The 19,978-nt window shown below is 66.3% G+C and carries 17 protein-coding genes; 7 read left to right on the top strand and 10 right to left on the bottom strand.

Features of this window, described 5'->3' with window-relative positions; genetic code table 11:
- The first annotated feature begins 14 nt into the window (after positions 1-14).
- Entirely contained in the window at positions 15-449 is a 435-nt protein-coding gene (locus ASC94_RS01060; protein ID WP_056389497.1) for an NUDIX domain-containing protein, read from the top strand.
- Between the two features lie 149 nt (positions 450-598).
- Complete coding sequence (locus ASC94_RS01055; protein WP_056389494.1) at positions 599-1,120, top strand: hypothetical protein; 522 nt, start codon at positions 599-601, stop codon at positions 1,118-1,120.
- A gap of 8 nt (positions 1,121-1,128) precedes the next feature.
- Here ASC94_RS01055 and ASC94_RS01050 read toward each other — a convergent pair whose 3' ends face one another.
- The 7 genes from ASC94_RS01050 to ASC94_RS01020 all read right to left on the bottom strand — a co-directional run bounded on the left by ASC94_RS01050 (position 1,129) and on the right by ASC94_RS01020 (position 8,306).
- Complete coding sequence (locus ASC94_RS01050) at positions 1,129-1,884, bottom strand: LytTR family DNA-binding domain-containing protein (RefSeq protein WP_056389490.1); 756 nt, start codon at positions 1,882-1,884, stop codon at positions 1,129-1,131.
- Positions 1,881-3,050, bottom strand: coding sequence for a sensor histidine kinase (locus ASC94_RS01045; RefSeq protein ID WP_056389487.1), 1,170 nt, complete (start codon positions 3,048-3,050; stop codon positions 1,881-1,883). The genes ASC94_RS01050 and ASC94_RS01045 overlap by 4 nt, the downstream gene beginning before the upstream one ends.
- Positions 3,047-3,619: a hypothetical protein gene (locus ASC94_RS01040; protein ID WP_056389483.1), complete on the bottom strand. Its 573-nt coding sequence runs from the start codon at positions 3,617-3,619 to the stop codon at positions 3,047-3,049. Before ASC94_RS01040 ends, ASC94_RS01045 begins: the two co-directional genes overlap by 4 nt.
- A gap of 142 nt (positions 3,620-3,761) precedes the next feature.
- A complete protein-coding gene (locus tag ASC94_RS01035; protein ID WP_056389480.1) occupies positions 3,762-5,879 on the bottom strand; it encodes a TonB-dependent siderophore receptor in 2,118 nt (705 codons plus the stop codon).
- Positions 5,880-5,949: 70 nt separating this feature from the next.
- A complete protein-coding gene (locus ASC94_RS01030; protein ID WP_082615994.1) occupies positions 5,950-7,632 on the bottom strand; it encodes a M23/M56 family metallopeptidase in 1,683 nt (560 codons plus the stop codon).
- Positions 7,633-7,634: 2 nt separating this feature from the next.
- Positions 7,635-8,009, bottom strand: a complete 375-nt coding sequence (locus ASC94_RS01025) for a BlaI/MecI/CopY family transcriptional regulator (RefSeq protein WP_056389473.1) — start codon at positions 8,007-8,009, stop codon at positions 7,635-7,637.
- Positions 8,010-8,108: 99 nt separating this feature from the next.
- A complete protein-coding gene (locus ASC94_RS01020) occupies positions 8,109-8,306 on the bottom strand; it encodes a hypothetical protein (RefSeq protein ID WP_056389470.1) in 198 nt (65 codons plus the stop codon).
- Between the two features lie 236 nt (positions 8,307-8,542).
- Between ASC94_RS01020 and ASC94_RS01015 the strand changes: the two genes are divergently transcribed.
- Positions 8,543-9,043 carry a hemerythrin domain-containing protein gene (locus ASC94_RS01015; RefSeq protein WP_056389468.1) on the top strand — a complete coding sequence of 167 codons (501 nt, stop codon included), beginning with the start codon at positions 8,543-8,545 and terminating at the stop codon, positions 9,041-9,043.
- An 89-nt stretch (positions 9,044-9,132) separates the two neighbouring features.
- Complete coding sequence (locus ASC94_RS01010; RefSeq protein ID WP_056389465.1) at positions 9,133-9,372, top strand: DUF2158 domain-containing protein; 240 nt, start codon at positions 9,133-9,135, stop codon at positions 9,370-9,372.
- On the opposite strand, the gene ASC94_RS01005 is transcribed toward ASC94_RS01010, so the two are convergent.
- Positions 9,353-9,745, bottom strand: coding sequence for a YbaN family protein (locus ASC94_RS01005; protein WP_056389462.1), 393 nt, complete (start codon positions 9,743-9,745; stop codon positions 9,353-9,355). The genes ASC94_RS01010 and ASC94_RS01005 overlap by 20 nt on opposite strands.
- Positions 9,746-9,895: 150 nt before the next feature.
- On the opposite strand from ASC94_RS01005, the gene ASC94_RS01000 reads away from it, so the two are divergent.
- The 3 genes from ASC94_RS01000 (at position 9,896) to ASC94_RS00990 (ending at position 16,837) form a co-directional block, all read left to right on the top strand.
- Positions 9,896-10,801, top strand: coding sequence for a polysaccharide deacetylase family protein (locus tag ASC94_RS01000; RefSeq protein WP_200955522.1), 906 nt, complete (start codon positions 9,896-9,898; stop codon positions 10,799-10,801).
- 101 nt (positions 10,802-10,902) lie between these two features.
- Entirely contained in the window at positions 10,903-13,821 is a 2,919-nt protein-coding gene (locus ASC94_RS00995) for a glycosyl hydrolase 115 family protein (RefSeq protein ID WP_056389454.1), read from the top strand.
- A 40-nt stretch (positions 13,822-13,861) separates the two neighbouring features.
- Positions 13,862-16,837, top strand: coding sequence for a sugar-binding domain-containing protein (locus ASC94_RS00990; protein WP_082615992.1), 2,976 nt, complete (start codon positions 13,862-13,864; stop codon positions 16,835-16,837).
- A gap of 116 nt (positions 16,838-16,953) precedes the next feature.
- Here ASC94_RS00990 and ASC94_RS00985 read toward each other — a convergent pair whose 3' ends face one another.
- Both ASC94_RS00985 and ASC94_RS00980 read right to left on the bottom strand, forming a co-directional pair.
- Positions 16,954-17,658, bottom strand: a complete 705-nt coding sequence (locus ASC94_RS00985) for a GntR family transcriptional regulator (protein WP_056389448.1) — start codon at positions 17,656-17,658, stop codon at positions 16,954-16,956.
- Between the two features lie 61 nt (positions 17,659-17,719).
- Positions 17,720-19,963 carry an outer membrane beta-barrel family protein gene (locus tag ASC94_RS00980; RefSeq protein ID WP_229417122.1) on the bottom strand — a complete coding sequence of 748 codons (2,244 nt, stop codon included), beginning with the start codon at positions 19,961-19,963 and terminating at the stop codon, positions 17,720-17,722.
- Positions 19,964-19,978: the final 15 nt, after the last annotated feature.

The following is a 19,978-nucleotide window of genomic DNA, read 5'->3' as shown; positions in this document are numbered from 1 at the left end:
GTGACCGCACGCCCATGAAACAGAAATCGCTCTCGGCAGGCGCGGTTGTGCTGCATGGCAGCGGCGTGGCCCGCCGCTACCTGCTGATGCGCTGTTTCCAGTACTGGGACTTCCCGAAGGGGATGGTGGAGCCGGGCGAGTCGCCGTTCCTGGCGGCGCAGCGCGAAATCTACGAGGAAGCCACGCTGCAGGACCTGTCCTTCCCCTGGGGCGAGCAGTTCATCGAAACCGCCCCGTACGGCGACGGCAAGGTGGCGCGCTACTACCTGGCCGTAAGCGCCACGCGCGACGTGGTGCTGGGCGTGAGCGAGGAACTGGGCTTCCCCGAGCATGACGAATTCCGCTGGGTGGACGCGGACGAGGCGCGCTCCCTGCTGGGCGCCCGCGTGCGCGCCGTGCTGGAATGGGCGCACCAGCTGAGCGCCACGCCGCCGGACGCCACGGCTTGAAGTAGCCGAAAAGCAACATCCTTCCCCTCACAGCCCTCTACGGAGCCGCGCCAGTCGCGGCTTTTTGTTTACTTGATCAACGGCAAGGACTACCATGATAAACATAGGAAACTATAATTGCCTATAGTGAAATCCTTCCGGAGACCCCCATGTGCCGCACCCCAACCGTCCGCCAACTGTGCCTGCTGCTTGCAGCCGGCTGGCTGGCTACGGGCGCACAGTCGGCCGGCGCCGCCGCCATGAGCGCAGCCGGGATCGGCACCATCCCCGCTTCCCGCAGCGCTCCCGCCGCATCCGGCACGGCAGGCGCTGCCGCTGCCCCGGCAGCCGCCGCTGCGCCATTCGAAGCGCTGGCGCCCGCCGAACCGCAATTGCTGGCGGCGGCCAACAACATCTCCCAGGCCTACCTGACCCCGGCAAACTTCTCCCGCGCGCAAGCCGGCGACGCCAACGCCAGCCTCCTGCACCTGCCGCGCCAGGACGCGGACCTGGACGCCATCGACCCGTACAAGCGGCATCCAACCAGCGCCGACGACGGCCTAAACCCCACCGTGCTGTGGCTGTCCGCACTGGGCCTGGTGACGGCCGCCGTTTCCGGCGTCCTGCAATATGCGCGCAATCCCATCACGCGCAAGCGCAAATACCGCAACTACGACAGGCCCGCACCGTAGGCGTAGCTTCACATTCCCTTGAAACGGTGCTGAAAACGCTGGCTCACGGGTAGCCTGGCGGCGTGGCCGCGCAGCGACAGCCACAGCGCGCCGTCGCCATCCCTGCTGGCCGCCGAGATGCGCTTCACCGCCACCACGTGGCTGCGGTGCACCTGCCAGAAGCCCGCCTCGTCCAGCGTTTCAGCCAGCTCCTTGAGCGGCGTGCGAATGTGCGCTTCCAGCGTGTCCGTCACCACCCGCGTGTACTTGGCCTCGGCGGCGAAATAGATCACGTCCGCCAGATCGATAAAATGGATGGTCTGCCCGATGGAAGCCTGCAGCCAGCACGGCGCGGCCGGCTTGGCCTGCAGGCGCGCCATCAGGCGTGTAAGATCCGGCGGCGGCTGGCGCAGGCGCTCGCGCACCCGCGCAATGCAGCGCGCCAGGCGGATGGGATCGGCCGGCTTGAGCACGTAATCCACCGCTCCCTCGTCGAACGCCGCCACCGCGTGCTCGTGGTAAGCCGTCACGAACACCACGTGGGTGCGCGCCGAGAAAGTGCGCGCCAGTTCCAGCCCGCTCAGGCCCGGCATGCGGATATCGAGAAAGGCCACGTCGGGCGCCAGCTGCTGCGCCAGGCGCAAGGCCTCGTAGCCGTCGGCCGCCTCGCCCACCAGCTCGGCCTCGGGCCACAGCTGCCGCAGCGCCTCGCGCAATTCCGCCCGCAGCAAAGGCTCGTCATCCGCAATCAGCACGCGCGGACGCGGCGCAAGAAAATCGTTCATGCCGCCATTTCAGTCAGTGGCGCAGCCGCTGCGCCGGAACTAGCCGCGATGCCTGTCACGGCCAGGGCCGCAGCGTCGGCGCCGGCACGGGCCGCCTCCTGCCAAGCCAGCGGCAGCCGCAACTCGGCCTCGGTCTGGCCGGCGCTGCCGGTACGCAGCTCAAATCCGGCCCGCGCACCATATTGCGCCGCCAGCCGTTCGCGCACATTGCGCAAGCCCACGCCGCTGCCGAACACCGCCTCGGCCAGGCCTGCGCCGCTATCAGCCACCAGCACATGCAGGCTGTCCCCATGCACGGCCGCGCTCACGTGCACGCTCACGGCGCCCGGCTTGGCTTCCACGCCATGCCGCACCGCGTTCTCCACCAGCGACATCAGCATCAGCGGCGGCATGGCCGCGGCCCGTAGCACCTCCGGGCACGACACCTCGTACGACATGCGTTCGCCAAACCGGATCGCCATCAGCGCCAGATAGTGTTCCGCGAGCTGGCACTCCCGCCCCAGTGTGGAGACGGACGTGCGCATGTCCGGTAGCGCCGTGTGCAGATAGGCGATCAGATGGTCCAGCATGTCGACCGCCTTGGCCGGCTCGTGGCGCGCCAGGTAGCGGGTGTTGGCCAGCGTGTTATACAAAAAGTGCGGTTCCACCTGCGCCTGCAGGGACTTCAGTTCCGCCGCCAGTGCGGCCTGCTTCAGCGTCGCCAGTTGCAGCGCCTGCGACTGGCGACGCAGCACCGCCAGCGGCACCGCCAGCAACAAGGTGCACAACGCCAGCGCGCTGCCGAATACCTGGCCGTCCGCCAGGCTGCGACTACCGAGCAACGGCGCCAGGCCGCGATACACCAGCACCGCGCTGCCAGCACCGGCAGCCAGGGCAGCCGCCAATCCGCCCCAGGCCCACCACCAGCCGCCGTCCTGCGCCGCGCGCTGCGTAGGCAGCACCAGCCGCACCAGCATCAGCACCGCTGTGCCGACGGCCAGCGCGGCCAGCAAGGCCCCGAACAGCGCCAGCCAGGCCAGCGTCCGCATGCGCCACGCGGCCACGCACAGCAACAGCAGCAGCGCAGCACTGGCCGACGCCTGGCGCCAGGAGCACCCGCCAAGGCGCAGCAACGCCTGGGCCGGGCCCAACTCCGCCACCACCGGCGATGCCGCGCCCGCCGTCACAGCGTAGGCTCCGTCGGCAGCTTACGGGTGCGCGTGAAAGCGTCGGCCGGCACGTCCTTGCCCACAACTTCCAGGCTGAGATTGTCGATATAGGTTTCGCCCGAGCCGCTGCTGATTACCCCCAGCGACACCACGGTGGCATCCTCCGCCACGTCCAGCACCACGCTGCGGCGCTCCCACACCATGGTGCCCTTCATGGGCTTGTCCTGGCTGTTGTAGAAGGCTGCGCCGTGCATCTGCGGCCTGTCCACGCGCATCCACAAGCCGGCCCAGTCGCTCACCGCATGCGTCATCACGTCCGCCTGCAGGCGCACCCGCTTGCCGCGATACTGCTCGGCCGAGAACTGCTGCATCAAGGTGCCCCAGCTCTTGCCGTCTCCCTTCACCATACGCAGGTACTTGGCACCCTTGTTGCCGCTGCCGCTGCCGTCGGCATCCACGCCGGCCTGGTACATCTCGGGCGATTTGCCCGCCACGATCCACGGTTCCGGCACCGAAGCGCCCGGCTGGGCCAGCGCCAGCACACAGACAGCGGCCAGTGCGGCCGATATAACAAAATGAGGTTTCATAAGGCATTCTCCCATGGCATGACCGAATTGTCATGCTGGCCACTTTGCCAAAATCAGCAGCGTTTTGGGGCCGCATGCGACGAACGCCCGCGGCCCCGCGACAAGCGCTCGCAAATGCCGACGAGTGCCTTGCAGCCGCCTGCTACCAGTTGCGCTCCAGGCCCACGCGCAGCGTCGGCGACACATCGGTGCGGGTCAGCACCTGCTGCACGCCGCCCGGCAAGGCCGCACTGCCCAACTGCGCCGCGCTCCACTCCACGGTTTGCCGCCGCAGCAGGTTAACAGCCCCCAACCGTAGCCGCGTCGCACCGTCCAGCTGCCAGACCGCATACAGATCCAGCTTGCGCACGCTGCCGACGGAAGACGCCTCCGCCACCGACACCTGCGTCCGCGCCCCGCGTTGATAATTCAGATCCGCGCCAGCCTTCAGCGCCGGAAAGACCTGCCAGTCGACGCCCACATTCGCACTAAGCGGCGCCTGGCGGTCCAGCCGGTTGTCCGGCCCCGGCACGTCCGCCACACGCGACCAGTTGCGCGCCACATTCCCACGCACTGCCCACGCCGGGGACAGCGTAACCTTTGCCTCCAGCGCCATGCCATACGCATCCGCCCGCCCCTGGTTCGACGGAGTGCGCACCCAACGCGCACCGTCCCTGAACAGCAGCGGCAACGTCACGTCCTCGATGCGCCGCGCGTAAGCGCTGGCGCTGAACAAGCCATCCTTGCCGAAATAGTGGTCGTAGCCAGCGTCCAGGCCCCAGGCCAGCTCCGGCCGCAGCGCCGGATTGCCCTGGGTGTCGGGATTGGTGGCGCTATTGTTGTTATCGGTCGTATAGCGGCGCGGGATCAGATCCACCATGGTCGGCGCCTTGAAAGTGCGCGCCAGTCCCAAGCGCAGCTGCTGCTGCGGCGTCAGCTTGAGCATGCCCTGCACGACCGGGCTGACAACCGGTGACCGCTGTACGATCTGGCCCGCGCCGCGCTGCGCCACCGCCGTTTCCAGCGCCTCCCAGCGCACGCCGGCCGACAGCGACCAATCCTGGCCCAGTTCCCACTCATCCTGCGCAAACACCGCAAGCCGCGTGATCAAGCCGCGGTAGCGCTCATCGTACGCCATGCCCGTGGTGTGATCCTGCTCCTCCCGGCTCTGCGTGCGCCGCGTGCGGCCGCCGTCCCAGCCCACCGCCAGCGCGTGGCCGCCACCCAGCGGCAGCTGGTATTTGCCGCTGAAGGTAAGGCCGGCTTCGCCGATATCCGCGTGCACCACTTTCAGGTCGCCCGAATGCACGCCGCCGGCCAGCGAATGGAACTCGAAATCCGAGCTGCGCGGATTGGCCAGCACGCCCACTTTCGCCTCGACGCGCGCACCTTGCTCCAGCGCGCGCTGCCACGTCAGGTCGCTGCGCAGCAGCACGCCGCGCAGCACCACGTGGCGGCCATTGTCGGGAAACTGCGTCGGCGCGCCGGCCAGGACCAGCTCGTGCGCCTCCACGCCCTGCGTGCGCTCGTACAGGTTCACGAAAGTCTGCGAGGCCAGCGTGTCGCCGCCCCGTGTCCAGGTAAAGCGCGGCGCCACACTGGCCGCTCGCGCTATGTTGACATTGCGCTGCGGGCTCACACGCGACACTGCCGGCGCGCCGCCCTGGCCAGCGAGCGCGTCCACCGTTTCATACTCCACCCGCGTGTCCGGTGTGGACGTCCTGCTGGCCGTTGCCGCCACCGTGTAGCTGCTGCCGCCTCCCTTGTCCGACGCCTGCCAGCCCAAGCTTGGCGATCGCGTTCCCGCCAGCGCGTCGACGCCGAGCTTGGCCTCCTGGCGTGCGCGCGGCGCGCTCTTGCGCAAGATGATGTTCACCGTGCCCGCTATCGCCTGCGTCCCCAGTTCCACCGACGCGCTACGCAGAATCTCCACCTTCTCGACCAGCTCCGGCGCCAGGCTCTCCACGTTGAAACCCGGCGGGACGGCCACGCCGTTGAGCAGCACCTGCGTATAGCCATTGCCCAGGCCCCGCATGCGGATCTCCGAGCCCTTGCCGCCGCCCTCCCCAATCGTAATGCCCGGCACGCGCTTCAGCGCATCGGCCAATGTGCGGTCGCCCTGGCGCTGCAATTCCTGCGGCCCGATGATGATGGCGGCCGCAGTCTCCTCGCGGCGCTGATCCAGCCGGGTGCCTGCAACCTCCACCTGCTGCACCGCCTGCGCGGCCGCAGCGGGCGGAAAGACAACTGCAACCGCCAGCGCACAAATGCGTACTTTCATAGATCTCCTCAAACGTAGGGACGTGCGAAGTCCTGCCGCGCAGGCATGGACTTCGTTGAAACAAAGGGAATTAGTTGGCCAGTGCGGCCGAACGCGCGCGTAGCGCCGAAGGGAAAGCGCTGGCGTCCAGGTTGGCGATCAGCCGTGCCGGATCCACGTGCGCGCCGTCACGCTGCACTTCGAGATGCAAGTGCGGCCCGGTGACCCGCCCCGTAGCACCGGACAGGCCGATCTGCTGGCCAGCTGCCACGGCGTCCCCCACACGCACCGAGCGCCGGTCCAGGTGCGCGTACATCGAACGCAGGCCGTTGCCGTGGTCGATCACCAGCACCTGCCCGTACTTGGCCTGGCCATCATACAGCGCCGTGGACTCCACCACTTTGCCCGCCGCGGGCGCCAGCACGGGCGTGCCGCGATGCGCCGCAAAATCGATCCCGCGATGAAAGGCGTTGCTCGACGCCAGCGGCTTGCTGCGCGGGCCGTAGAAGCTGCTGACCCGCGCCACATCCAGCGGCGACCGCCAGGACGGCAGAGCGTCAGCGGTGGCGGCGGGTGCAGCGGTTTCGGCGCGCGCTGCACCGGCGACACCGGCAGCATCGGCAACAGCTGCACCCACGCCCACATCCGGCGGCACCGTGATGCTGCCCCCGCCGTCGCCCGCCTGCCCGCCCGCATCGGCAGCGCGCCAGGCGAATGCCGGCTGTAGCAGCACGCTGGCCGCCAGCAGCGCCACGGTGGCACCACCCAGCAGCGTCTTGCCCGCCGCGCCCAGCACGCCGGCTCCGCCATCGCGTATCAGCCTGATCCTCTCGCTGACCGCCGCCAGCCCTGCCCCGCCAAACGCCGACGCCGAATATCCACTCGACACCATCGCTTCCTGCAGCTTCAGCTGCGCCACCAGGGCCGCAGCATAACTCTGGCGCTGCTGAACGGGACGGCCAGCCAGCACCTGCTGGTCGCACGCCAGCTCCTGCGCCCAATTCATTTTCGCGCGCATCAGGCGCACCGCAGGGTTGAACCAGAACAGCGTCTGCAACAGCAGGCTCGCGTGCAGCCACACATGATCGCGGCGGCGCCAGTGCGTGAGCTCATGCGCCACGATCAGCTGCTGTTGCTGCGCGTCGAACTGTGAAAGGTGGCTGGGCAGCAGCAAGCGCGGAGTCCGCAGGCCCACCAGCATGGGCGACACCGGCACAGGCGTCTCCAGCACCGGCGGCCCGCGATACGGCGACACCTCAGCGAAACCCTGGCGCGTATTCAGCGCGGCGCTGCTCACGCGGTCCGCCGTGCGCAGCAAGGCCCGCAACGCCCGCTGCGCCCGCGCCCAACTGCCGGCCGCATACAGCAAGCCCGCACCGTAAACTGCCAGCCAGGCCAGCGACAACAGGGACAGCCAGCGCGGCATCGCGTTCACGGGCGCGCCGTCCAGCTCCGAATCGCCTGCGGCACTGTCCAGCGCATCCCGGCCAATCGGCCCCAGCACGCCCGGCACTGCCGATGCCTGAAGCGGCCCGCTGCGCTCCGCCGGCGACAGCTCAATCGCCGGCACCACGCTGATCTCTGCGCTGCGCGGCAGCAGCGCCAGCACGAAGGTCACCGCCACCGCCAGCTGCGCCAGCAGCCACACCGCGCGCTGCGCCGCAATGCCCGGCCACAGCCGCTCCGCCAGCTTCAACAGCGCCCACGCCAGCGCCCCCGCCACGAGGCAGGTAGCGCTGGCCAGCAAAAACAAGACAGGGGAAATCGACGGCATGCTCAGTCCTTCTCCGCAGGCCAGTCTTGCAGCAATTGATCCAGTGCGGCCAACTCCTGCCGGTCCACCAGTTTGCTGCCCGTGAACATATTGACCGGCAGCGGCGCATCCATCTCCATGACGCGCTTGCCAAAGTCATGCGCGAAAGCGGCCAGCGTAGCCACCTTCTCCAGCGCCGCCGTGTACACGTTCACGCCGTGCACGGCCTGCTGCGCCACCATCTGCTTTTCCAGCATCCGGTCCAGCGTCTTGCGGGTGGACGAATATGACCACTCCAGTTCATCCACTACCCGCTCGTGGATTTCGCGCGCGCTCAGCGGCTGCTCCTTCCACAAGCATTTCAACAAGCTTAATTCGGTTACCGATGGCGTGGACATGGATTGCTCCTATGTGACTAGAGACGCCATCATACGACAGTTGTCGCATCCCTGCAATCGCTTTATGCGACAACTGTCGCAGGCACTGCCTGCACTACATTAACGGTTCTGCTTGCCGCCGCCGGAAGAGCTGCCGGAGCTGCCGGACTGCTTGCTGCCCGACGAGCTGGCGTTGTCATTCTTGTGACTTTGACGGCCCGCCTCAACGTGCTGCTCGTGCGTGCCGCCTTGGGTGCCGGAACGCGAACCGCTCGATTTGCCGCCGCGTTTTTTATCGTCCTTGGACTGATTAGGCATGATGCATTCTCCTGTCGAGTTTCAATAAACCGGCACTATTGCCGGTATGGCCGCATCATGCACGCCGTGTTTTCCCGAAAAAATCGGAGCGCAAGCAATAAGCGCGTAGGACTGCACTGAGTTCCTCGGGAACATAGGAAAGATGCTCGAGTAACGTGAGCTAGCGCACCGAGTCATTGCAGCGCGCCCGCCAAACTGGCGCTGCCTAGTTCAACTTACAGCCTGAGGAGGCCAACATGCGTACCGAAAAATCCCAGTCCAAAGCCATGCCGAAACGTATCCCTACGGAAGCCGGCGACACCGATGCTATCAGCCTGCTGACGGCGGACCATGAGCACGTCAAGGACTTGTTTGAACAGTTTGAAAGCATGACGGACCGCGCCGTGGTCAGCAAAAAACGCCTGGCGGACGAAATCTGCAAGGAGTTGACTGTCCATGCCACCGTGGAAGAGGAAATCTTCTATCCGGCCGTCCGCGCAGCCGGCAAGGAGTTTGAAGACCTGATCGATGAGGCCGTTGTCGAGCACAGCTCGGCCAAGCAGCTCATCGCCGAGATCGAAGCCATGGATCCGGGCGAGGACCTGTACGATGCAAAAGTGAAAGTGCTGTCCGAGATGATCGAACATCACGTTCAGGAAGAAGAAGGCGAAGTCTTCCCGAAAGTGCGCAAGGCCAAGCTGGACCTGGAGGAGCTAGGCCAGCAAATGGCTGAACGCAAGGAAGAACTATCGATCTAGCCTCAACCGTGGCGCCGCCGCCACCAAGTCCCCATTTGAAAGCGCTACACTAGCCATTCCTGGCAACCTTGACACTTCGCGAGGCGTAAATGGAACGGTTCAAAGAAGGGGACATGGTGCAGGTACGCGGCGGCGGCCCGGAAATGCTGGTCGTCGGCGCCTACGAGGAACTGCAATGCGGCGACGAGGCGATAGTGGGCATATTCTGCGTCTGGGACAGCGACCACCAGCTGAACGAACGGGTGTTTGCCCCGGATGAACTGGACATCATCCGCTACGAACGCCGCCGCTTCGCAAGACCCGGCCTGGTCAGCGTTCCCCAGAGCTGACCGGCGCCGCGTCCTGCTGCGGCGTGGTCGGCAGTCTCAGCAGGTAAACCGTGACCCCGCAGGCGATGAAGAACAGCATCACCTTCAAGCCGATGTAGGGTACGCGGTACATCGAATACACCATCGAAGGCCACATCAGCCCCAGCGCCAGCACCTTGCCGCGCAAGGGAATGCCGCGCCCGTCCTCGAAATCCGTCAAATAGCGCCCCAGCGCGCCGTGATTGCGCAGCCACTTGTGCAGCCGCTCCGAACTGCGCGCAAAGCAGGCCGAGGCCAGCAGCAGGAAGGGCGTGGTCGGAAGCAAAGGCAGAAACACCCCCAGCACCGCAAGCGCGAGGAAGATGCAGCCGAGGACGATGAGGATTAGTTTCATTGGGGATACAGTATAACTCAGCCGCCCCCCCCCGGTGCAGTCATCATATAGCGTACTCATGGCAATTGCGTCTGGCAATTGCGCAGGTAATTCTGGATAATCAGCCGACAGAACTATCCAGATCTCACAGTTAGAGCGCAAAGGAAGACGATGATTCGCACGGATATGTGGCCGCAACGCGCCCTGGGGCTTTTCCTCCTGATCCCGGCTTTGGCGGCAGCCGCCCCCTTCGATGTCGCCATCACCGTCGACGACCTCCCGGTGCATGGCCCTCTGCCACCAGGCATGACGTGGCTGGGCATCACCCAGACCCATCTGAATGTATTTCGGGCCAACGGGGTGCCGGAGGCGTTCGGCTTTGTGAACGCCGCCAAGCTGGCGACCACCGCAGACGGCGAGGCCGCGCTCGACGCATGGCGGGCGGCTGGCTACCCGCTGGGTAACCACACCTTCAGCCACTTGGACCTGGCCCGCGCCCCGACACTGGACGCGTGGATTGCCGATGTGGTGGCGGGCGAACCGCCAGTCGCATCCAGGATGGCCGGCGCCGATTGGCGCTATCTGCGCTTCCCCTTCCTGAGCGCCGGCGGCGAGCGGCAGAAGGAGGCGCTGGACTATCTGCACAAGCGCGGCTACAAGGTGGCCGACGTGAGCCTCGCCTTCGACGACTGGGTCTACACGGACGCTTACGCCCGCTGCGTGGCCAAAGATGATACCGCCGCGATCCAGGCCATGAAGGCGGAATATCTGGCTGGCGTTGATAGCGCTATCGCGCGCATGGAGGAGCAGTCGCAACGGGTGTATGGCCGCGTGATCCCGCAAGTGCTGCTGACCCACCTGGGCGGCTGGAGCGCCGTCATGTTGCCGGACCTGATGGCGAAGCTGAACGCGGCGGGCGCACGCTACGTTACCCTGGCGCAGGCGCAATCCGATCCCGCCTACTCCGTGCCGGGCGGCGGCTCGGTCATCACCCGCACTGCCAGCCTGAGAGGTATTAGCCTGCCTCAAGCGAAACCCGCTGCGCCGCCGCTGGAAGTCGGCAAGCTTTGCCGCTAGAAGACACGTTGGCCAAATAGTCATCCGGCTGAGCGGACCGGGTGATCGGCGCCGAACTCTGCCATGCTAATATTTCAGTGGTCAAAATTCACGGCCACTCCATGCTGACACTGAAATCCACACTGGCTTCGCTGCTGCTCGGCACGCTGCTGAACGCGCAGGTCTGTCACGCGGAAAACATCCGCCTGGCAGGTCCGGATGGCGTGGCCGACGTCCTGTCCGAAGACAGCGTCACCATGGATCTGGCGGCCGGGCTGCTGCGCCGCGACCTGCAGTCGGTGAGCGGCAAAACGCCGCGCCGCCTGGCCGCCGGCGGCCTGGACGACTGCGGCCGCGTCTGCGTGGTAATCGGCCGTCACGACAGCCCTCTACTGCGCGAGCTGGCACTGCGCGAACACCTCGATTTCTCCAGTCTCAAGGGGGAGTGGGAACGCTACTTCCGCATCAGCCAGCCGTCGCGCAGCAAGCCCGGCACGCGGCTGCTGGTGATTGCCGGTTCCGATACGCGCGGTGCGGTTTACGGCACGGTGGACCTGAGCCGGGAACTGGGCGTATCGGCCTGGGAATGGTGGGCCGACGTGCGGCCCGCCGCGCGCGACGTGGCCGAGGTGCGCGCCGAACGCATACTTTCCGAACGCCCTTCCGTGCAGTACCGGGGCGTGTTCCTGAACGACGAAGACTGGGGCTTGCAGCCGTGGGCCGCCAAGACTTACGACAGCAGCGGCGACATCGGCCCGGCCACTTACGCGCGCATCTTCGAACTGCTGTGGCGCTTGAAGGCCAACCTGATCTGGCCTGCCATGCACGACTCCACGAAGCCCTTCTACCAAATGCCCGGCAACGCGCAGACCGCGCGCGACTATGCCATCGTGGTAGGCACCTCGCACGCGGAGCCCATGATGCGCAACAACGTGCGCGAGTGGAAGAAGAGAGATGGCGCCTTCAACTTCTTCACCAACCGCGACGCGCTGGCGCGCTACTGGCAGCAGCGCGTGGATGAGGTGAAGGATTACGAGAACTTCTATTCCATGGGCATCCGTGGCGTGCACGATTCAGCCATGGAAGGCGCGAAAACGCTGGAGGAGGCGCGCGGCGGTATGTCGGACGTGATCAAGCTGCAGCGCGGCATGCTGGCCAAGTCGTTAGGGCAGCCGCTGTCCGCGATTCCACAGGCGCTGACCTTGTACAAGGAGGTGCTGGACATATACAACAGCGGCCTGGCACTGCCGGACGATATCACGCTGGTCTGGCCGGATGATAACTATGGCTATCTGCACCAGCTCAGCACACCGGCCGAGGCGGCGCGCAGCGGGGGCGCGGGGCTGTACTATCACATCTCCTACTGGGGCAGGCCGCATGACTATCTGTGGCTGGGCACCACGCATCCAGGGCTGATCCGCGACCAATTGCAGCGCGCAGCCAGCACCGGCGCGAACAAAGTGTGGGTGGTGAATGTGGGCGACATCAAGCCTGCAGAATACCTCACGCAGTACTTCCTCGACCTGGCGTTCGACCAGCGCCTGCTGGCGCGCGGCGCGAACCAACATCTGCAAGACTGGCTAGCGATGCAGTTCGGTGCGACCCAGGCGCCAGCCATCGCCGCCATCATGCAGGAATATTACAGCCTGGCGTGGGAGCGCCGCCCGGAGTTTATGGGTTTCGGCCAGACCGAACCCACTACCCCCACGCGCCAGACCGACTATATGCAATCGGGCGGCGAGGAAGCGGAGCTGCGGCTGGCGCGCTACCAGGCGCTGGTGCTGCGGGCACAGGCCATCGGAGCGGCGCTGCCTGCTGCCAGCCAGGATGCGTACTTTGAGCTGGTGCTGTATCCGGTGCGGGCCAGCGCGAACCTGAACGCGCGCATATTGAAGCTGGACCTGGCGGCGCAGTATGCACGCATGGGCCGTCCGGCTGCCCAGTTTTATGCACGGCAGGCGGCAGCGGCGCAGGCGGCCATCGTTGCGGACACGGCGCGCTACAACGCCCTCGGCGGAGGCAAGTGGCGCGGCATGATGGACGCTGCCCCGCGCCGCCTGCCAGTGTTCGATGCGCCGGCATTCCCCAGTTACGCCAGCGCCAGCCGCACCAGCTGCGGGCTGGCATATCCGACACCGCTGTCCGCGCAGGGCGGATCATTAGCCTTCACCCGTGGGCGGGCGGAGACCAAGACGGTGACGCTGATCCAGTATGGCGCACAGCAGCAAGCATGGTCGGCCACCTCGGTCCCGCCGGGCATCAGCCTGTCCGCCAGCAAGGGCGCGCTCAACGACAGCAATGGCTACGAGCAGCGCATCGACGTGCGCTATGACGGGCGCGCGCACGTGGCCGGCGGCAGCGAGGGCGGCGGGGGCAGCGGTGGAAGCGGCGCTAGCCAGCTGCGCTTTGCCTGCGGCAGCGACCAGCTGCAGGCGAAAATTCAATGGGCTCCCGGGGCGGACGACGGCGTGGCGACCGAGCACGAACGCGTCATCACACTGCCCGCCACCAGCGGCGCGGCAACAGCCGGCTGGTCCGCCATCGACCTGGGCAGCTTTGGCGCCAGCATGCGCGCCGACCTGGCATTGCCCTCGCGCGAGCTGGGCGCGGTGGGCGCGGCGAACGCGGTGGACACGGCGAATAAGGTAGACGCAACAGGCACCGCAAGCGCTACCGCACCTGCCCTGCTCTACCGCTTCCACAGCCACACCAGGGGCGCCGCGCAGCTGAAAATAGTCGCCGTGCCGGTGCATCCGCTCACCTCGGCCAACAAGCTGCGCATCGCCGTGAGCCTGGACGGCCAACCGCCCGCCGCGCTCGACTACACGACCCACGGCCGCAGCGACGAGTGGAAGAACAACGTGCTGACCAACAGCGCAGTGCGCAACATCGCACTGCCGGACCTAGCACCCGGCCCGCATACCCTGAAAGTCCTGGCACTGGACCCCGGCTTCATCCTGGACCGCATCGAGATTGCATTCGACGGCGCGCCCAAGTACTACGGCAACCCTGCCGCCGCCGCTGCGCGGCCCACTCCCTGATCTCCTCCCTGATCTCCTCCCTGACCCACCTCGCCCGACAATGAAACCAAGTCCAACCTCGCCGCGCAGCCTGCCCCGCCTCCGCCTGGCCGCCGCCCTCATCGCAGCGGGCCTGATCCTGCCCGCCCACGCCGAACGCCAGACTTACAGCTTCAATCCCGGCTGGCGGCTGGCCGTGGCCGACCCTGCGGACGCTGCCCAACAGGCCTTCGACGACAGCGCCTGGAAAGCCGTCACCCTGCCGCGTGCCTGGAACGAGGACGACGCCTTCAGCAAGGACATCGTGGACCAAAGCACAGGCATTGCCTGGTATCGCAAGCACTTCACTCTGCCCGCCTCCGCCGCCGGCCAGAAGGTATTCCTCGAGTTCGAGGGCGCGCGCCAGGCTGCCGAGGTGTACGTGAACGGCAAGCGCATGGGCCTGCACGAGAACGGCATCAACGCCTTTGGCTTCGACATCACGTCCGCGCTGCAGGCCGGCGACAACGTGGTGGCGGTGCGCACCGATAACAGCTGGGACTACCGCGAAAAGGCCACCAACCAGCGCTACCAGTGGTCCGACAAGAACTTCAACGCCAACTACGGCGGCCTGCCGAAAAACGTGCGCCTGCACGTGACGGACAAGCTGTACCAGACCTTGCCGCTGTATTCCACGCTCGGGACCACTGGCGTCTACGTCTACGCCCGCGACTTCGACATTCCTGGCCGCCGCGCCACCATCGCGGCCGAATCGGAGGTCCGCAACGAATATCCGGAGGCGCGCGCCTTCACCTACGAAGTTCGCATCAAGGACCGCGACGGCAAGCAGGTGGCGCAGTTCACCTCGCCCGCGCAGACCGTGGCGCCCGGCGCCACCGCCGTGGTCAAGGCGAGCGCCGCCGTGCAAGGGCTGAATTTCTGGAGCTGGGGCTATGGCTACCTGTACGACGTAGTGACCACGCTGAAAGTGGACGGCAAGGCGGTCGACAGCGTCACCACCCGCACCGGCTTCCGCAAGACGGAGTTCGGCAACGGCATGGTCAAGCTGAACGATCGCGTCATCCAGATGAAGGGCTACGCACAGCGCACCTCTAACGAATGGCCCGCCGTCGGCATGTCCGTACCGGCATGGCTGAGCGACTACAGCAACGGCCTGGCCGTGGCCAGCAACGCCAACCTGATACGCTGGATGCACATCTCGCCGTGGAAACAGGACACCGAATCGCTGGACCGCGTGGGCATGATGCAAGCCATGCCGCCCGGCGACTCGGAGGCCGACGTAACCGGGCGCCGCTGGGAGCAGCGCGTCGAGGCCATGCGCGACTCCATCATCTACAACCGCAACAACCCCAGCATCGTGTTCTACGAGAGCGGCAACCGCGGCGTGAGCGAGGCGCACATGCTGGAGATGAAGACGCTGCGCGACCAGTTCGACCCGCACGGCGGCCGTGCGTCCGGCAGCCGCGAAATGCTCAGTGCCAAACTGCAGCAGGTGGCGGAATATGGCGGCGAAATGCTCTACATTAACAAGAGCGCGCGCATCCCGATGTGGGCCATGGAATACTCGCGCGACGAGGGCGCCCGCATCTACTGGGACGAATACACCGCGCCCTTCCACAAGAACGGCGACGGCCCGCCGCACAAGGGCCAGCCGGCGCCGGCTTACAACCATAACCAGGACTCGCACGCCATCGAGAACGTGAAGCGCTGGTATGACTACTGGGAGCAGCGTCCCGGCACCGGCACGCGCGTGTCCAGCGGCGGCGTCAACATCATCTTCTCGGACTCGAACACCCACCATCGCGGCGCCAACAACTACCGCCGCAGCGGCGAGGTGGACGCCATGCGCATTCCGAAGGACGGCTACTACGCGCATCAGGTGATGTGGGACGGCTGGGTGGACGTGGAAAAGCCGCGTGCCCACATTATCGGCCACTGGAACTACGCGGCGGGCACGGTCAAGCCGGTGAGCGTGGTGTCCAGCGCGGAACGTGTGGATCTGTTCCTGAACGGGAAAAAGATTGGCGCCGGGCGCCAGAGCGAGCGCTTCCTGTTCACCTTCGACGACGTGGCATGGCAGCCGGGCGAGCTGAAAGCGGTGGGCTACGACGCCAAGGGCACGGCCGTGTGCGAGTCCGCGCTGGCCACGGCCGGCGCGCCGGCGCGGCTGCGGCTGACGCCGATCGCCTCGCCCAAGGGGCTGCAGGCCGACGGCGCGGACCTGGCACTGGTGCAGGTGGAAGTGGTGGATGCCAAAGGCCGGCGCAATCCGGTGGCGCTGAACACCGTGGCGTTCGAGCTGCAAGGCCCGGCGGAATGGCGCGGCGGTATCGCGCAGGGACCGGGCAACCATATCTTGTCCCGCACGCTGCCGGTGGAAGGCGGCGTGAACCGGGTGCTGCTGCGCAGCGCCACACAGGCCGGCAAGATCACGCTGCGCGCAAAGTCCGCCGACCTGGCCTCGGCCGAGCTCACGCTGGTGTCGAGGCCGGTACAGGTGAAGGATGGCTTGTCGGCCCAGTTCCCGGCGGACGGCCTACCGCTGAACCTGCAGCGCGGGCCCACGCCAGCCACGCCGTCGTTCCAGGTCTCGCGCATAGCGGTGCCGGTGGCCGCCGTGGAAGCGGCCAGCAATGCGGCCGACGCGGGCAACACCGTGGACGATGACGAAACCACCAAGTGGGCCAGCGAAGCGGGCAAAGGCACGATCACCTTCAAGCTGGCGCGGCCGGCGAAGCTGAGCGAGGTGGTGCTGAAGCTGTCCGGCTGGCGCGAGCGCAGTTATCCGCTGCAGGTGGAGGTGGACGGGAAGCAGGTCTATGATGGCATGACGCCTAAAGGACTGGGCTACGTGACGCTGCCGCTGGCCGCCAACGCTGGGCAAACCGTGCGCATCGCGTTGAACGGCGTGGCCGACGAGCGCAACGCCATCAAGCTCACCGAAGTGGCGAACCAGGCCATCGCGGACACTGGCGCCAACCAGACGCCGAAAGGTGTGCTGTCCATCGTGGAGGCCGAATTTTACGAGCGGCCTTAGCGGCTGCGGCGGGTTACGCTGCGCTAACCCGCCCTACGGGGCTACGGAATACGGCATACGGGAATGGGGCGCATTGCGTAGGGCGGGTTAGCGCGCAGCGCGTAACCCGCCAAGCCTCAAGGATTCGGCAACATAAAGCTCGGATACTTCCGCCTTAACTGCTCAATCTCCGACAAGGTGCCCGACAAGTGCTGCCGCACGCATTGCTGTGCGGCAGCAGGATCGCCGGCGCCGATGGCGCGCGCAATCGCGCCATGCTCCTCAAGGATGGACTGCGCCTTGCCATTGAGCGGCAGATGCAGCCGCCGCAGCCTGTCCAGGTTGCCGCTGCTGCTGCGCATCACGCTCCAGAGCTGCTCCAGCTGCGCCGCCTCATACAGCTTCTGGTGAAACGCCAGATCGATACGGGTGAAATTCTTCAGGTCGCCCGTCTCCAGGCAGGCACGCTGCTGCTCCACCAACTGCTGCAACGCCAGCGCCAGAACCGGATCCGCCTGCTCGGCCAGCAGCCGCACAATCTCCAGCTCCACCGACAAGCGCAGAAAATGCGCCTGCCGCGCGGACGCCAGGTCCACGCTGCGCACCCGCGTAATGTGCTGGGGGAAGATGTCTACTAGGCCTTCATCGCCGAGGCGCGTGAGGGCATCGCGGATGGGCGTGGCGGACAAATTGAAGTAGCGCGTGAGCTCAGTGCGGGGCAACACCGCGCCCGGTTCCAGCGCCAGCGTGACGATCAGCTCACGCAAATGTTCAAACACCTGCACCGTGGCGTTCCTGGACCGGTCCAGCTGAAAAATCCCCGGTATGACGACAGTCTCCATAGTGCCGCGCGCGCTGATCTAAAGCTTGGATATTAGCATATCAGCACGCTTCGGCGGCCTCCTAGAAGCCCGGCCCCGGGCCGTCGCCGCGCGGCGGCCCGCCCGGCCCCTGCCCCGGACGCGGCCCCTGAAACTGCTGCTCGCCGCGTTCGGCCGAGCTGGCCGCACCGCCGATGCGGTATGACAGGCCAACGTAGAACACCCGGCCGTCGAAGCGCCGTATCGTGCTCTCCTTCAGCAGCGGCGTATCGATGACGGTGGCCATCTTGTTCTTGTCGAGCACGTCGGTGACGTTCATCACCAGGTTGAGCTGCGGCGTGAGCGCGTGCCGCATGCTGAGGTTCAGGGTACGGTTCGGCTCCCGGTAACCCTGGCCGGTCAGCGTCTTGCCCTGCATTTGCAGCATGGCCTGCAGCTGGGTGGCGCTGTCCAGCTGGTAGTTCAGCCGCGCGCGGCCGCTCAGCGAGCTGGCGTTGCGGGTGACGTCGGCACCGGTCAGGTCGCGCGAGGTGAGCTCGCTGCGCGCCAGGTTGCCGCTGGTGTTCAGCGTTAGCGACGGGGTCAGCTTGCCGCTCACGGTGAACTCCAGCCCGCTGGAGTGGCTGGTGCCGCCGTTCTCGCGTGTGGTCAGCAGCACGGTCGGACTGATGAAGGTGCTGCGCTCGACGATGGTATCCGATTCATCGCGGTAGTAGGCGCGCAGATTGGTTTCCAGCGTGCCGAACCTGGTCTCGTAGCCCACCTCGAAGGAACCGGTCTTGGCCGGCTTCAGCATCGGGTTGCCGGATGAGACGTTGAACTCGTCGCGGTACACCACGTAGGGATTCAGGTCGTTCGCCATCGGCCGGCGGATGCGGTGCGCGTAGCTGAAGCGCATGTTCGCCGTCTCGCTCACCTTGTAGGTCGCGAAGAAGCTGGGGATGTAGTTGATGTAGCTGTTACGGGCTGCGATACCGCTGGTGATCTGCTCGATGTCCATCCCGGTATGCTCGGCGCGCAGGCCGGCCAGTGCGCCCCAGCGGTCGTTCAGCCGCATCTGGTAAGAGCCGTACAGCGCAATCGTGGTCTCGTCCAGGTTGAAGCGGTTGGTGCGCGACGGGTTCACGGTTTCGGACAGGGTGGCGGGATTGATGTCCACGTACTGCGTGTCGAAGCTGCTCTTTGTGTTGGCCACCTTGTAGCCCAGCTTGGCCGAACCGCCGGCGATATTGCGCTCGTAGTCGCCAGTCAGGTCGACAATGCGGGTGCTGGTGTCATTGGACAGCCGGCTGCGGTCGGACGGCGCATTGAAGGGACGCACGGTGTAGGCGTTGCTGTAATTGGTGTCGCTGTCGTTGTCCGTGGAGGACACGCGCAGATCCGTCTTCAAGCTCTCGCCCGGGGCGTCGCCCTTGTGGTCCCAGCGCGCGCCCCAGCTGTAGCTCTTGCTGTCGCCTTCGCGCTGCGTGGTCCGCAGGTAGTCGCTGATGGTGGCCGCGCCGTTGGCGGTGGCGTAGTGTTCGCTGGACTTCTGGTCGTTACCGCGCGCGGTGTAGTTGGCGCTGGCCGTCAGCGTATCCTGCGCGCCGAGGTTGTAGCTGACGGTGCCATTCAGGCCGACGGAGTCGTTCAACCCCTTGCTGGTGGAGTCCTGCGTGCTGTGCTCGGCCGCGCCGGTGACCGGATTGATGCGGTCGCGCACGGTGGAGCCGGTGGAATTGCGGCCGTCGTGGCGCACGTTGATGCCGCCCTGGTAACCCCACGCGCCTTCATTGTAGCTGCCGGAGACAGCGCTGTTGTAGCGCCCGTCCTTGCCGCCGTTGGCGTTGATAGTGGCGAAGCCGCCCGGCTTGCGGTTGCGGCGCATCACCAGGTTCAGGATGGGGCCGCCGCCGCCCTCGTTGCCAAACTGGGCGCCGGGATTGTTGATCACTTCCACCGATTCGATATCGTCCGCAGCCATCGCGTTCAGCGTGGCGCCGCGGTTATCGCCCTGCATCATGGCGGACGGCTTGCCATCCACCAGGATCTGTACGTTGCTGCTGCCGCGCAGGGTGACGGTGCCGTCCGGGTCCACTGCCACCGACGGCACGTTGTTCAACGCGTCCGCCGCCGTACCGTTAGTGCTGCCGACGTCCGATTTCACGTCGTACACCTGGCGGTCGATGCGGTTGGTGGGGCGCTCGCCCGCCACCGTGACCGAGGGCACCGGCACGCCGGTTTCTGTGGCCTTGGCTTCCGGTTTCGGTTCCGGTTTGGCTTCCTTTTTGGGCGGTGCGCCCTTCACCACCACTTCGGGCGTGGCGGCCGGTTGGGATTGGGCCATGGCGGCGCTACCGGG

Origin of the sequence: Massilia sp. Root418 (assembly GCF_001425265.1) — a bacterium.
Taxonomy (GTDB): domain Bacteria; phylum Pseudomonadota; class Gammaproteobacteria; order Burkholderiales; family Burkholderiaceae_D; genus Rugamonas.
This window is presented reverse-complemented; position numbering and strand designations above follow the sequence as displayed.

Coding starts and splice junctions, on each gene's coding strand:
- ASC94_RS01040 (WP_056389483.1), bottom strand. CDS start 3,619: ATGAAACCTCATTTTGTTATATCGGCCGCACTGGCCGCTGTCTGTGTG.
- ASC94_RS01055 (WP_056389494.1), top strand. CDS start 599: ATGTGCCGCACCCCAACCGTCCGCCAACTGTGCCTGCTGCTTGCAGCC.
- ASC94_RS01030 (WP_082615994.1), bottom strand. CDS start 7,632: ATGCCGTCGATTTCCCCTGTCTTGTTTTTGCTGGCCAGCGCTACCTGC.
- ASC94_RS00985 (WP_056389448.1), bottom strand. CDS start 17,658: ATGGAGACTGTCGTCATACCGGGGATTTTTCAGCTGGACCGGTCCAGG.
- ASC94_RS01015 (WP_056389468.1), top strand. CDS start 8,543: ATGCGTACCGAAAAATCCCAGTCCAAAGCCATGCCGAAACGTATCCCT.
- ASC94_RS01020 (WP_056389470.1), bottom strand. CDS start 8,306: ATGCCTAATCAGTCCAAGGACGATAAAAAACGCGGCGGCAAATCGAGC.
- ASC94_RS01025 (WP_056389473.1), bottom strand. CDS start 8,009: ATGTCCACGCCATCGGTAACCGAATTAAGCTTGTTGAAATGCTTGTGG.
- ASC94_RS00995 (WP_056389454.1), top strand. CDS start 10,903: ATGCTGACACTGAAATCCACACTGGCTTCGCTGCTGCTCGGCACGCTG.
- ASC94_RS01010 (WP_056389465.1), top strand. CDS start 9,133: ATGGAACGGTTCAAAGAAGGGGACATGGTGCAGGTACGCGGCGGCGGC.
- ASC94_RS01035 (WP_056389480.1), bottom strand. CDS start 5,879: ATGAAAGTACGCATTTGTGCGCTGGCGGTTGCAGTTGTCTTTCCGCCC.
- ASC94_RS01060 (WP_056389497.1), top strand. CDS start 15: ATGAAACAGAAATCGCTCTCGGCAGGCGCGGTTGTGCTGCATGGCAGC.
- ASC94_RS01005 (WP_056389462.1), bottom strand. CDS start 9,745: ATGAAACTAATCCTCATCGTCCTCGGCTGCATCTTCCTCGCGCTTGCG.
- ASC94_RS01000 (WP_200955522.1), top strand. CDS start 9,896: ATGATTCGCACGGATATGTGGCCGCAACGCGCCCTGGGGCTTTTCCTC.
- ASC94_RS00990 (WP_082615992.1), top strand. CDS start 13,862: ATGAAACCAAGTCCAACCTCGCCGCGCAGCCTGCCCCGCCTCCGCCTG.
- ASC94_RS01050 (WP_056389490.1), bottom strand. CDS start 1,884: ATGAACGATTTTCTTGCGCCGCGTCCGCGCGTGCTGATTGCGGATGAC.
- ASC94_RS00980 (WP_229417122.1), bottom strand. CDS start 19,963: ATGGCCCAATCCCAACCGGCCGCCACGCCCGAAGTGGTGGTGAAGGGC.